The sequence below is a fragment of the Saxibacter everestensis genome (genome assembly GCF_025787225.1).
Classification (GTDB): Bacteria; Actinomycetota; Actinomycetes; order Actinomycetales; family Brevibacteriaceae; genus Saxibacter; species Saxibacter everestensis.
In genome coordinates, this window is the sequence record NZ_CP090958.1 from 3732436 (window position 1) to 3745905 (window position 13470).

Consider the following 13470-nt stretch of genomic DNA (forward strand, 5'->3'; position numbering starts at 1 on the left):
AACACCGAATTCACTGCGAGCCTATTGACAGGTCGTAAGGCAAAGTTACCCGAAACGTGGTTCCTACTCCGGGGGTCGAATCCACCGAAATGCTGCCGCCATGGCTTTCGATGATTTCCTTGCTGATCGACAGGCCGAGGCCGATTCCGGGGATTGCTTTTCTTTTCGCTGATGGGGTTCGAAAGAACCGGGTGAAGAGGCCGGAAATTTCCTGCGGGGACATGCCGATGCCGGTATCGGCGACCTCGACGATGACCGCGTGTGATGCCGGGCGGGCGCGCACGGTCACTGCCCCTCCCTTTCCGGTGAATTTGATCGCATTGGAGATCAGATTGTCGAGCACCTGGGCTATCCGGGCCGGGTCGACGGCAACCTTCGGCGTCTCGGCGCAATCGTGCCGCAATTCGATGTTCCGGGCATCGGCTCGTGGTTGTGCGGATTCCACGGTTCGCCTGACGAACTTCGCTACATCGGTCGGTTCACGGTGCAGCTTGAGCTTGCCGTCGGCTGCCTGGGCCGAGATGAGCAGGTCCTCGACGATCTTGAGCACCTGTTCCGCGTTGCGGCTGATCACCCCTAGGTATGTTTCGGCTTCCTCTGATCGCGGTTCTTCGTTCTCCAGCACGAGGTCGAGATAGCCGATGATCGACGTGATCGGAGTTCTGAGCTCGTGAGAGACGGTTGAAACGAAGGACTCCTTGGCCTGGAGTGAATCCATAAAGCTGGTGACGTCATAGAAGACGACGACGGAGCCTTCCCGTTTACCGTTTTCGTCGATAATCGGCTGAGCCGATGCGGAAACGGCGCGCTGGGTTTCCGGATCGTCGCCCAGGAACATCGTCAGGCCGGTAAAAGTCTCGCCCTGGGCTGCCCGATAGGCTGCCCTTTCTTCGGCGGCGAAGGGGGTTGTTCGGTCGGCGTGAAATATCAGATGCCCGGCCTCGGTCTTGTCTGCGTTGCCGGGTGGCGACGCCAGCGCGTGAATCGTATCCTGCGAGCTATTCGTAATGACGTCATTGCCGTCTTTGTCGATGACCAGAATCGCCACGTTGACGCTGTTGATGATGTTGTCGAGCAGGCGTTCACTTCGCTGGGTCGTCGCCAGCTGCACGCGTAGTTCTCCGGCGGTTTGCGCCAGCCGATTCCGCCGGCTCACGAGCTGCTCACGCATCGCGACCACCATGCTGGTGATCATGAAAATTACCAACGGCATCAGGAGATGCCGGGCGACGATGAACGGGTCCGGGTTCTCGGTGATCCGGAAAATACTGGGTAGCGATGTACCCACCACGGTCAATATGGTTGCCAGGACAATGCCTCTGCCCTTGAGTAGGAGAGCTAGCCACAACGCGGGAAAGAAGCACAACAGGCTCAGAGTGGTGGTGTCCACCAGGGAGACATCCCGGCAGATCGCCACCGAGACGAAGTCGATAACCGGGACGGCGGCGATCCAGCCGGTGGAAACGTGCCACCAACGAACGAATCGGGCCACAATCGTCACCAGGAGCACCGCGATGAAACCGGTGAGGTATTGCGGATCCATGAAGATGTCGGTCCGGTACGCCGCGATGAAGCCGGATACCAGTACGAAGACGATGACGAACGGTAGCTGCTGGGCTACGACCATCCGGTGTGGGCGGTCCGAGAAGAATGTCGCGAAATAGCTCTTGAACAGGGAGGGCGACATGTACTCTCTTTGGTTGTTCTTCCGTGGGGATCTACCGCTTGTGCCATCGTAGAGTACGGTCCGCCGGGGAGTAAGCTTGTAGGCGATGTCCAGCCATACGCCGGCCCCGAAGCCGATCAGCTACTTAACCGCCTTCAAATTCGCCGCGGTCTTCGCCGCGATCACCGCTCTGGCTTTCACGATCTTCCTCAAGCCCTGGGCGTCGCCGCAGCTCTGGCTGATAGTCGGCGCCGGCTTTGCCGGCATCTTCGTTGTGGTGTGCGTGATCTTTTCGCTGTTCGTCTTCTCGGAGAACCGGCGTGGTGGCGAGGATCAGGAGTTCCCGCGGCTGAGGTAGGGATCTAGACGGGTCTCGCCCGCAGGTGAGGCCAGCCTCAGCGGGTCGTCCCGCTCGGTGCGATTACCGGCACCCGACCAACCGATCGAGATGCTGGTTGAGCTCGACTCCGATGTCAACGGCGTTCGCGTCGTAGAGCCATTGGATCTGCATGCCATCCCACAGCGCAATGAACCAGAGTGCTTCCCGCCAGGGATCGCCGGTCTGCGCACCCTCCGCCCGAGCTTCCTCGAAGAGGGCACCGAAGTACCGGATGCCATCGTGGTAGCGCGTCGTAAAATACCCGTGAGCGGGATGAGTGGTCGGCGTTGCCTCGCACACGAGTACTGTGTAGAGCTCGACGAGACCCGGTTCGATCGCACTCATATGAGCTCCTTCGACGATCCCAGCAAGGGTCGGCGTGAGGCCCGCGGCGCGACGAGCCGCTGTGTCCTCGATGCGGGCGTCACGCTGCCGTAGCACTGTCTCGAGGAGGGCGTCCTTGCTGCCGACATGGTGCAGGAGCGTCGACTTGGAGATGCCGACCTGCCGTGCAATGTCTTGCAAGCTCGTCGCGCTGAAGCCGCGTTGCGCGAACAGGGCCGTGGCGCTCTGGACGATGTGAGCGCGTTTCGTGCGCCCGGGTGCATAGCCGCGACTATGATCGGCGAAGATGCGCCCCCCGGGGGATTTGGTCATCGACACACTGCTCAGCGCCGGGTTCGGTGCCGCAGGCTCCCCCGAGAGGAATGCCTCGAGCTCGTTCGGCACGTCGATATCGAGGTAGAGCGACGCGATCTGTAGGCCATCCCACACCGCGGCGACGGCGGCGGGCATCGGCTCCGCGAACTCGGAGCCTCGGCGCAGCCGCTCGTAGCGGCGCGCGAAGTGCTCGTGGCCCGGATGCTGCTCGGATGTCGCCTCCCCAGCAAGCGCGGAGAACAGCTCGACATAGCCAGGCATTGCGGCATTGCGGCGGGCGAAGGCGATAGCGATCGAGTCCCCAGTCAACTGGGGGTGATCGGCCGCCCAGCGAAGGTTCGCGTGTTCCCAGCGGTCGAGCAGGGCGAGCAGGAGCTCGTCCTTCGACGAGTAATAGCGGAGGAGCGAGGCGTGCGAGATACCGGTCCGCGCGGCGATGTCGCGGAGGGACACGCCTGCGAAACCGGACTCCGAGAAGAGCACGTAGGCAGCGTCGAGCAACTCGTTCTGCCGGGCTCGGCCCGGCGCGTAGCGGCGGACAGCAGTGTTGCTCACCTACACCTCCTCGTTTCGGCAATCCTACCGCTCAAAAACAAAAGCTAACCATTCGGTCGAATTATGCGCTACAGTTCCTTTCGAGCAACGACGCTCTTCCCGAAAGGAACCGAAATGCCAGAGTTGTCACCCTCAGAAAGCGCGCAGGCGCTCTCGGCCCAGCCGGAGAATCTTGCCGCAGCAGCCTCCCTTCGCACGAGCCCGTCACGGGAACCGCGTGGCTACGCGGTTGCCCTCGGCGGCGCGAACTTCGGCATCTATCTCGCCGTGCTCACCCCCGTGCTTGTGTCGTTGGCGTTCAAGGTGCAGCACATCACCAGTTCCCCGGCAGAGGCTGCCGGTGCGCTCGGCCTCGTTCTCGGCGTCGGCGCGCTCTTCGCCCTCGTCGCGAACCCGCTCGTCGGCCGACTCTCTGACCGCACCACATCGCGCTTCGGCATGCGACGTCCGTGGATACTCGGCGGCGCAGTCATCGGGTTCCTCGCGCTCGGCCTCGTCGGCGTAGCGAACACGGTGTGGCTCGTCCTTGTCGGCTGGTGCGCAGCTCAGGCCGCTATGAACGCCGTGCTTGCCGCCGCCAACGCGACGCTGCCCGACCAGGTGCCCGTCAAGCGGCGCGGGGTCGTCTCGGGCATCGTCGGCATCACGACTCCGCTGGCCATCGTCGGCGGCAGCGCCCTGACGAACTTCCTCGCCAGTGACGTTGCCCGATTCGCCGTGCCTGCGGCGCTCGCCGTGGTTTTCTGCGTGCTTTTTGCTGTCACCCTGAAGGACCGCGTCCTCACGTGCAAGCCCGCGACCCGGTTCACCTTCACCGAGTTCCTCGGTTCGTTCGCCTTCAACCCGGTCAAGCACAGCGATCTCGGCTGGGCCTGGCTTACTAAGTTCTTCATCATGTTCGGCTACGCGGGAATTGCCACGTTCCTGCCGTTCTATCTCACCGAGAAGTTCGGGTTGAGCGAGCAGGAGGCCATCGGGACGGTCCTGCTCGCGAACCTCGCTGCGACCGTTCTTATGGTCATCTCCAGCCCGCTGTCGGGATATCTCTCCGACAAGGTGGGCAGGCGTCGCCCGTTCGTCACCTCCGCCGGGCTGATCGCGGTCGCCGGGCTCATCGTGCTCGCATTCGCGCCGAATCCGGCGATCGTCGTGGTCGCGCAGGGCATCATCGGCTTCGGAATGGGCGGCTTCTTTGCCGTAGACCTCGCCCTCACGACGCAGGTGCTGCCGAACCCCGATGACACCGCCAAGGATCTCGGCGTGCTCAACATAGCCAACTCTCTTCCACAGTCGATCGCACCGGCGATCGCGCCCGGCATCATCGCACTGGGAGCCCTCACTCCTCTCGGTGGCTACACGACTTTCTATCTGGTCGGCGCGCTCGTCGCGCTGGCGGGAGCCGTGCTGGTCTACCGCATTAGATCCGTCAAGTAACGAAAGGCAGCAATGACTGACACCACACGGGCGGATGCCGCGCCCCAGCTGGCAGCATCCGACATCGATACCGCGTTCCGCGACCCGGCACTGCCGCTCGATGAGCGCGTCGGGAACCTACTGGGCCAGATGACGCTCGAGGAGAAGGCCGGCCTGTTCTTCCACTCGATGATCACCATCGGAGCTGGAGGCGAGCTCGCCGAGGAGGACTCGGCCTTCGGGCTTCCCTCGACCGACGACTACGTCGCCGGAAAATTCATGTCGCACTTCAACGTGCTCGGCTCGGCGCCTGATGCCCTCATGATGGCGCGCTGGCAGAACCGGCTGCAGGAGCGCGCGGCGTCGACGCGGCTCGGCATCCCCGTCACCCTTTCGACCGATCCGCGGCACTCGTTCAGCGACAACCCGGGCGCCGCAATGGCCGCCGGCCCGTTTTCGCAGTGGCCGGAGATGCTCGGGCTCGCTGCGATCGGCGACGAGGCCGTCGTCGAGGAATTTGCCCGCGTCGCCCGGCTCGAGTACACCGCGGTCGGCTTGCGCGTCGCCCTTCACCCGCAGATCGACCTGGCCACCGAGCCGCGCTGGAGCCGCCAGATCGCCACGTTCGGCGAGGACGCCGACCTGACGTCCCACCTCGTCGCGGCTTACATCCGCGGATTCCAGGGCGAGGCGCTGGGCGAGCAATCCGTTGCCACGATGACGAAACACTTCCCGGGTGGCGGGCCACAGAAGGACGGCGAGGATCCTCACTTCGCCTATGGCCGCGAGCAGGTGTACCCGGGCGGCAGGTTCGAGCATCACCTGAAACCGTTCGAGGCCGCGTTCGAGGCCGGCACCAGCCAGATCATGCCGTACTACGGGATGCCGGTCGGAACCGAGTACGAGGAGGTCGGCTTCGGTTTCAACAAGTCCGTCATCACCGGCCTGTTGCGCGAACGCTTCGGCTTCGACGGCATCGTCTGCACCGACTGGGGACTCCTAACCGACGCCTCGATCATGGGCGCCGAGTTTCCCGCCCGCGCCTGGGGCATCGAGCACCTGTCGCCGCGAGAGCGCATGCTCACGGCGCTGAACGCCGGTGTCGACCAGTTCGGCGGCGAGTCCTGTCCCGAACTGCTGATCGACCTCGTGCACTCTGGTGAGATCAGCGAGGAACGCCTCGACGTGTCGGCCAGGCGGCTGCTGCGTGAGAAGTTCCGGCTCGCGCTGTTCGACGCGCCCTTCGTCGACGAGAAGCGTGCACAGGCTATCGTCGGCTCGGCCGAGTTCAGGGCGGCTGGCGAGAAAGCGCAGCGGGCAGCTATCACGGTGCTTACGAACGACCGGATTCTGCCGCTGAAGCGTGGTCTCCGGCTCTACGTTGAGGGTATCGACCCCGCGATCGCGGGCGAGTACGGCGACGTGGTCAACTCACCCGACCAGGCGGATGCCGCCGTGCTTCGCCTGCAGGCACCGTACGAGACCCGCGACACGATGTTCGAGAACTTCTTCCACGCCGGATCCCTCGAGTTCTCAGATGAGGTACTTGAGCACGTCGTCTCCGTTGCCGCGTTCGTGCCGACCGTCGTGGATGTGTTCCTGGACCGCCCGGCGATCCTCGCGCCGATCGTTGACGCCGCGGGTGCCGTCGTCGCGAACTTCGGCGCCAACCCGCGGGCGCTTCTCGATGTGCTCGTCGGCGACGCTGGTCCGCAGGGGCGCCTGCCGTTCGATGTTCCGCGCAGCATGGCGGCCGTGCACGACAGCCGGCCCGACGTGCCGTTCGACACCGAGGATCCGCTTTTCCGTTTCGGCCACGGACTATCGCTGTAGCGGCATCTTTTCTGCCTCTTACGGTGGCCCTCACAGATGCGTAGCTTCTCGCCCTACTAAAGCCCGTTCGTAGGGCGAGAGCGGAGACACGTTTTCCGATCCCTCAATCAGCCCGTCAATGGAGACCACGATGATCAGCACACGACTCACGAAACACGGCTTCACAGCGCTCACAGCGATCGGCGTCGCGGCAGGCCTCGCGGCGTGCACGGCTTCGCCCGTACCGGCACCAACCTCCGCGAACGATGCGGTGACCATCTATCTCACCCGCCACGGCGAGACTATCCTCAACGAGCTCGACCGCGTGCAAGGCTGGGCCGACTCCCCTCTGACTGAATCGGGGCGGGAGGATGCGAAGAACCTCGGTGAAGGACTCCGCAGCAAGGGCGTCGGGTTCGATGCCGCGTACTCGGCCGACATGCTGCGGCATTTCGACACGGCCACGCTCGCTCTGGACGCCGCCGGCTCTCGCCTCAAGCCCACCCGCGACGATCAACTGCGTGAAATGGCGTTCGGGCCGTTCGAGGGTGGATCGAACGAGGCGATGTGGAACGCGGTGGCCGACGAGCAGGGATACGAGAACCAGGGTGCGCTCTTCGCCGACATGGCGAACCTCGACTTCCTCACCCTTCTCGACTCGATCGACGACGCTGCCGGCGAGACCGACCTCCCTGTGGAAACCTCGGCGGAGGTGGCAGATCGCGCGCTGGATGCGCTTGGTGACATCGGCAAAGACCAGGAGGATGCCGGAGGCGGTAACGTCCTCGTCGTTTCGAGTGGCATCACCATCACCTGCGTGCTGGCAGAGCTCGGCGCCGATCTGAGCGGAGTGAAGAACGGCATTGAGAACGCCGCGGTGAACAAGCTGACCTTCGACGACGGCGAATGGAGCGTGGAGTCTGTCAACGACACGAGCTTCGTCGAAGTGGGCGCCAGCAACTGATCGCCCTCCTGCTACCGTCAAACGTGGCTTCGTCGGCCAATCGTGGGAAATAAGCCGCGACTGAGCGACAAAGCGAAGTTTCGCCCGCGGAGCCCCGCGGTCACCGCCGCGGGATCGCGATCGAGGCGACCGCAGCGACGGCGGCGACGATGCCCAGCGCCCCGAGGGCGGCGGTGAGGCCGCCGACTGCCCCGGCAGCCCCCGCGAGGATGAGTGGGGAGGCGAACTGCCCGATGTACAGGGCACCCGTCCACACCCCGGTTCCGCGGCCACGCTCTTCGATAGCGAGGCCGGAGACGGCCCAGGTGAGGAGCGTGGGTAGCAGGATGCCCGTGCCCCCGCTCGTGATCACTGCGCCCACGAGGACGACAGGCACAGTGGGAGCGAACCACAGGATCAGCAGTCCCACCGCTGCCAGGCCGAACGCGACCGGGAGCAGGCGCCGCGGACCGAAACCGCTGAGGAACCGGAACGAGATCGCCCCAGCGGCCGTCGCGGCGGACGCGAGCGCCGCCGCGGCGCCGATCGTGCCGACTGACCTGACCCCGAACTCGTCGAGCACATACGGCAAGTGGACGATGAGCGCGTAGAAGACCACGCCACCGATCAGCGTGACGAGCGCCGGTGCGGCGATCCGCCGCCACGGCACCGGCACCGCACGGGCACGGGCGGCATCGCGAGCGGGTTCCCACAGGTACACGGCCATCGGGACCGCGATGACGATGGCGGAGAGGTACAGCCAGAACGGCGCCCGCCATCCGGAGCTGCCGAGGATGCCACCGAGCGCGAAGAACAGCGTCGCCGAGAGCGAGGCGACGAGCACCTGCAGCCCCAGATACTTGTCCCGTGCCTTCCCCTCGTAGTAGTCGGTGATGAGCGTCGTGCAGATCGTCATGATCGCCGCCTCGGCGAGGCCGACAACCACGCGGGAGGCGACAATCGATCCGAGGGACGCCAGCCACAGCGGCGCCGTGCCCGCGATCGTGTACAGCACCATTGAGACGAGCAGCAGGGTCTTGCGTCCCACTCGGTCGGCGATCTGTCCGGCGATCGGCGCGCACAGGGCGATGACCAGGGCCGGGATCGTGAGGACCATGGGCACGAGCAGAGTAGCGCCCGGGGTGTCGGCGAAGTACCCCTGCATCGAGGGCAGAACGGGCGAAAGCAGCACCGACCCGAGGACCGGCATGGCGCTGCCGGCCAGGAGCAGGACGGCGACGAGGGGGCCGGCACGGCGAACGCCCCGAGTCGACGGCGATGGCGGGCTGCTCGCCGCGGTTCCGGCAGGCAGCGACATGTTGTTCTCCATTGAACATCTCCTGTGATCGAGCGGCCGGGAGCCGCGTTCTCCCGACCACTGTCCGCGAGCGTCGACTGGGAAGGAAGATGGATCTGGCTATACCAGCTATCTCCGCCGTCTATTCCACCCGCCCGCCTGCGCCGCCTAGCGCCTCCGGCGCCGCCTGGATTTCGGTCAGTCCAGATTCCACGCCACCCCGCCACCGCGCTCGGAGGCATAACCGGCAGCTATAGCTCACATCCGAACACAACGCTTCTCCTCGCCGGCCGCGTGACGCATAGTGAAGGCGACAGACGAGCGCAGCGCGGCGCCCCCGGACAGTGGTCGCGACTGCACAGTGGAGTGTTCGACGACAGGAAGTGCCATGGATCGGACTGCGCCGGCGCAGGAGATCGCCCGGACGGCGGAACAGTGCAGGAACTGGGGACGCTGGGGCGACGACGACGTCCTCGGCACCCTCAATTTCATCGACGACGCGAAACGCCTCGAGGCGGCCCGCCTCGTCCGCACCGGCGAGATCCACTCGCTTGCGCAGGCCTTCGACACGAACGGCCCGCAGAAGGGTTGGCGGCGACGCACGAATCCCGTGCACACCATGACCGACACCGGTGCCGACGCCGAGAACGGGACGCAGGGATTCCCGAACGGCATGGGCGGCGCCGACGATGTCATCGCGATGCCGCTCCAATGCTCGACGCAGTGGGACGGGCTCGGCCACATCTTCGACCGCGGTAAGGCCTGGAACGGCCGGCGCGCGGGCGTCACGGTGACTTCTGACGGCGACCTCGTCACGGGGATCCAGACCGCGGCCGCGAACCTGGTTAGCCGCGGCGTGCTCCTCGACCTCGGCCGCGTGCTGCAGGGTGAGATCGGTGCGGACTACCCGGAACTCCCCGACGGCTTCGCGATCACGGAGGCCCACCTCGAGGCGGCGATCGATCGTCAGGGCGAGAGCGCCCGGGTGGGGCGCGGCGACATCCTGCTCATCCGCACCGGTCAGTACGCCCGTACTCGCCGCGATGGATGGGGCGACTACGCGGGCGGTCCCGCCCCCGGCCTCTCCTTCACCACCGCCCCGTGGTTGCACCGCACCGAGGTCGCCGCCGTCGCGACGGACACTTGGGGCTTCGAGGTCCGGCCGAACGAGTTCGACGACGCCTTCCAGCCGCTCCACCAGGTCGTCATCCCGAACATGGGCCTCTTCATCGGCGAGATGTGGAATCTCGAGTCGCTCGCCGAGGCGTGCGCCGCCGAGCGCCGTTACGACTTCCTGCTCAGCGCGCCGCCCCTGCCGATCACCGGCGCAGTCGGCTCGCCGATCAACCCGGTCGCCCTCCGCTGACCCTTCGACTAATCGCGTGGCGCCCACGCGCTCGGTGCCCATCCGAACTCTCGTCCCTTAATAGGAAGGCTCGTTCCATGTCATTCACCATCGGGATCGTCGGCGCCGGAGCCGCCGGCCTCGGCCTCGCCACGTTTCTCGCCGACGCCGGGCATCGCGTGGAGATTCTCGAACGGGCCGAGGCGCCCTCGGCCCTCGGTTCGGGGATCACCCTCCAGGGCAACGCGCTGCGCGTCCTGCGTCGCCTCGGCGTGTGGCCGCAGGTCCGGCAGGCGGGGTACGCGTTCGACGTGCTCGGGCTGCGCGCCCCCGGGCCTGAGGCGACGGTCCTCGCCCGGATCGACGACGAGAAGGTGGGCGGCCCTGACCTGCCCGCGACGCTTGGCATGTACCGCCCCGACCTCACGCGGATCCTGCGGGAGCGAGCGGAGTCCGCCGGCGCCGTCCTCCGCTACGGCGCGAACGTCGAGGCGGTCGAGGAGGACGCCGATTCCGTCACCGTCCACACCCGGGACGGCATCCGCCGGAGGTACGGACTGCTCGTCGGCGCCGACGGCCTACATTCCCGCGTGCGCGAGTGCCTCGGCGTCCCCGGTGTTCCGGAACGCACCGGGATGGGCATCTGGCGGGCCTTCGTGCGCCGCCCGGCCGAGGTGACGCACACGGACCTCTACTACGGCGGGCCGGCGTACATCGCGGGCTACTGTCCGACCAGCGAGGACACGCTGTACGCCTATCTGGTCGAGGACGTGCAGGACCGCGACCTCGCCGACGGGCCGGCAATCATGCGGGAGCTCGCGGCCGGGTATGGCGGCCCGTGGGACGAGATCCGGGCCCAGCTCGACGAATCCGCCCGGGTCAACTACACGCACTTCACCTCGCACATCATCGACGGCGACTGGTTCCGCGGCCGGGTGGCGCTCGTGGGGGACGCGGCGCACAGCTGCCCGCCCACAATCGCGCAAGGCGCCGCGATGGCGCTCGAGGACGCCGCTGTCCTCGCCGACGAGATCGCGCAGGTCGCCGCTGCAGACGCTGGCTCCGGCGAGTCTTCGGCCGCGGCGGCGCCAACGGCCGCGTCGCTCGCGGAGGCGTTCGGCCGCTACACCGCCCGACGGGCGCCTCGGGCGCGCGTCGTGGTGGAGAACTCGGTGCGGCTCGGGCAGTGGATGCTTGACGGGAACCGCGACGGCGACGTGCCCGGCCTGATGCGCGAGGTCGCGGCGGTCGTCTCCGCGCCCGTGTGACTCGCGCCTCCGCTCCCGACCCTTCGGATCATCGACTACCCACGTGCGCGCCGCGCACTGACACGAGGACATCATGGTGAAGATCGCCCGCTGGCACGCGCCGGCCACGACGGAAACCCGGACCGGCCCGCGCGTCGCCCACGTGCACACCGGGATCGTGCACAAGGGGAGAGCCCTCTCATTCGAGCCCGACGTCACGACCCTGACCCTGCTCGAGGAGGGCCTGGCCGCGACCCTCCGGCGCGCCGCCGCCCGCATCGCCGCGGCGGCGGGCGATGAGCCGCCCGTCGAGCAGGTGCGGTTCCTCGCGCCGCTGGAGCCCCGATCGATGCGCGACTTCGTCACGTTCGAAGAACACGTCGAAGGCGTCACCGCGAGCATCGACGGCGAGGCCGGGGTGGTCGACGAGTGGTACGAGGCACCGACGTTCTACTTCACCAACCCGCACACCGTGCGGGCGGACGGCGAGACGATCCCCGTGCCGAGCGGATGTCACCGGATGGACTTCGAACTCGAGGTCGCCGCGGTGATCGGCGCTCCCGCGCACGGCGATGCGCCCCTCGGGGGGACGAACCTCGACCCTGCCCGCGCCCACGAGTTCATTTTCGGGTACACCATCCTTAACGACTGGTCCGCGCGCGACGTCCAGTCCCGCGAGATGAAGGTCCGGCTCGGGCCGTGCAAGGGCAAGGACTTCGCGAACACGCTCGGCCCGTGGATCGTCACCGCCGACGAGTTCGCCGACCGTCACGACGAGGAGGGGTTCCTGCACCTCGCCCTCACCGCCGAGGTCAACGGAACCGCACTGGGCACCGACGACCTCGGGCACATGGGTTGGCCATTCGCCGAACTCGTCGCGTATGCCTCGCAGGACTCCCGCGTGCTCCCGGGCGACGTCCTCGGGTCCGGCACGAGCGGGCGCGGCTGCCTCGCGGAACTATGGGGCCGGCACAACGATCTCGTGCCGCCACCCCTGGCCGAAGGGGACCGGGTACGTCTGACGGTCGAGGGGATCGGCTCGATCGAGAACACCGTGGGGGCGCGTCGCCGCGAGGGTGTGCCGTCCCGGCCCGCGCGCCGCCGCGGCCGCAGCCGAGCGCCTGAGACGACGTCCGAGGGATAATCCGGGTATGAGAGACATCGATCTCAACCTCCTCCCCTCGCTGCAGGTGCTCCTCGAGCTGCGAAACGTCTCGCGGGCGGCGGAACGCATGCAGATGAGCCAACCGGCGATGAGCGCCGCGCTCGCTCGGCTGCGCCGGCACTTCAACGACGAACTCCTCGTCCGCGAGGGACGCGGCTACGCGCTCACGGCATTCGCCCGTGCCCTGGTCCCGCGCGTCGAGAGGGCCTACGCCGAGGTGCAGGACGCGATGCAGTTGCGCTCCTCGTTCTCCCCCGAAACGTCCGACCGCACGTTCACGATCGCCGCCTCGGACTACGCGACGAGCCTGCTTATCCGGTCGCTCCGGACGACCATGGCGAAGACAGCGCCGCGCGTGTCAGTCGATTTCGTGCCCACCGCGACGATGTTCCTCCGACCGGGCCTCGAGGTGTACACCAACGTCGACATCGTCGTGGGCCCGATGGGCTTCGACCTGATAGGGGAGTCACGGCAGTTGTTCCGTGACGAGTTCGTCGCGCTCGTCGACGCGGGGAACCCGTTGCTCGCCGAGGACCGCGTCACGATCGCGGATCTTGCAGCGCGACCCCACGCCGTGGGCGATTTCGGCAGCACTGTCGTCACGCCTCCCATGCAGCTGTTCGAAGAGTGCGGCGCCGTGCCCTCTGTGGCGGCGCGGGTCACGGGGTTCCAGGGGCTGCCTGCCGTGGTCGAGGGAACGGACCTTGTCGCGATGGTCCCGCGGATGCTCGCGGCACACGCGTCCCGGAGCGGTCACCTCGCGGTCGTGGAACTTGACGCGGACCTCGAGGCGCCCCTCGTCGAGGCCCTCTACTGGCACCCCCTGCAGACGAACGACCCGGCAAACACGTGGCTGCGCGACCTGATCAAGGAGGCGGCCGCCGGTCTCGTCACCCCGGAGCACGCCGTGCACCCGGTCCGCGTGACCCGCCGCTGACGGGCATCGATCGCGGCAATAGGTCGTATCCCGAAGCACCGATTCCCCGGA

11 protein-coding genes are annotated in these 13470 nt (G+C 66.7%); 8 read left to right on the forward strand and 3 right to left on the reverse strand.

Features of this window, described 5'->3' with window-relative positions; genetic code table 11:
• Nucleotides 1–10 precede the first annotated feature (10 nt).
• Nucleotides 11–1687, reverse strand: a complete 1677-nt coding sequence (locus tag LWF01_RS17625; RefSeq protein ID WP_349638677.1) for a sensor histidine kinase — start codon at nucleotides 1685–1687, stop codon at nucleotides 11–13.
• 85 nt (nucleotides 1688–1772) lie between these two features.
• Between LWF01_RS17625 and LWF01_RS17630 the strand changes: the two genes are divergently transcribed.
• Entirely contained in the window at nucleotides 1773–2024 is a 252-nt protein-coding gene (locus tag LWF01_RS17630; protein WP_349638678.1) for a hypothetical protein, read from the forward strand.
• Nucleotides 2025–2087: 63 nt separating this feature from the next.
• On the opposite strand, the gene LWF01_RS17635 is transcribed toward LWF01_RS17630, so the two are convergent.
• Entirely contained in the window at nucleotides 2088–3260 is a 1173-nt protein-coding gene (locus tag LWF01_RS17635; RefSeq protein ID WP_349638679.1) for a TetR/AcrR family transcriptional regulator, read from the reverse strand.
• 114 nt (nucleotides 3261–3374) lie between these two features.
• On the opposite strand from LWF01_RS17635, the gene LWF01_RS17640 reads away from it, so the two are divergent.
• The 3 genes from LWF01_RS17640 to LWF01_RS17650 all read left to right on the forward strand — a co-directional run bounded on the left by LWF01_RS17640 (nucleotide 3375) and on the right by LWF01_RS17650 (nucleotide 7449).
• Entirely contained in the window at nucleotides 3375–4694 is a 1320-nt protein-coding gene (locus tag LWF01_RS17640; protein ID WP_349638680.1) for an MFS transporter, read from the forward strand.
• A gap of 12 nt (nucleotides 4695–4706) precedes the next feature.
• Nucleotides 4707–6506: a glycoside hydrolase family 3 protein gene (locus tag LWF01_RS17645; RefSeq protein WP_349638681.1), complete on the forward strand. Its 1800-nt coding sequence runs from the start codon at nucleotides 4707–4709 to the stop codon at nucleotides 6504–6506.
• Between the two features lie 130 nt (nucleotides 6507–6636).
• Complete coding sequence (locus LWF01_RS17650) at nucleotides 6637–7449, forward strand: histidine phosphatase family protein (protein ID WP_349638682.1); 813 nt, start codon at nucleotides 6637–6639, stop codon at nucleotides 7447–7449.
• 100 nt (nucleotides 7450–7549) lie between these two features.
• Here the strand turns inward: LWF01_RS17650 and LWF01_RS17655 are convergent, their stop codons facing one another.
• Nucleotides 7550–8758 (reverse strand): MFS transporter, encoded by a 1209-nt coding sequence (locus tag LWF01_RS17655; protein WP_349638683.1) that lies wholly within the window; start codon nucleotides 8756–8758, stop codon nucleotides 7550–7552.
• 355 nt (nucleotides 8759–9113) lie between these two features.
• Between LWF01_RS17655 and LWF01_RS17660 the strand changes: the two genes are divergently transcribed.
• The 4 genes from LWF01_RS17660 to LWF01_RS17675 all read left to right on the forward strand — a co-directional run bounded on the left by LWF01_RS17660 (nucleotide 9114) and on the right by LWF01_RS17675 (nucleotide 13419).
• Nucleotides 9114–10091 (forward strand): cyclase family protein, encoded by a 978-nt coding sequence (locus tag LWF01_RS17660; RefSeq protein WP_349638684.1) that lies wholly within the window; start codon nucleotides 9114–9116, stop codon nucleotides 10089–10091.
• A gap of 77 nt (nucleotides 10092–10168) precedes the next feature.
• The gene (locus tag LWF01_RS17665) at nucleotides 10169–11338 is read left to right on the forward strand and encodes an FAD-dependent monooxygenase (RefSeq protein ID WP_349638685.1); all 1170 of its coding nucleotides are present in this window, start codon (nucleotides 10169–10171) and stop codon (nucleotides 11336–11338) included.
• A gap of 73 nt (nucleotides 11339–11411) precedes the next feature.
• A complete protein-coding gene (locus tag LWF01_RS17670) occupies nucleotides 11412–12461 on the forward strand; it encodes a fumarylacetoacetate hydrolase family protein (RefSeq protein ID WP_349638686.1) in 1050 nt (349 codons plus the stop codon).
• 7 nt (nucleotides 12462–12468) lie between these two features.
• Nucleotides 12469–13419, forward strand: a complete 951-nt coding sequence (locus LWF01_RS17675) for a LysR family transcriptional regulator (protein WP_349638687.1) — start codon at nucleotides 12469–12471, stop codon at nucleotides 13417–13419.
• Nucleotides 13420–13470: the final 51 nt, after the last annotated feature.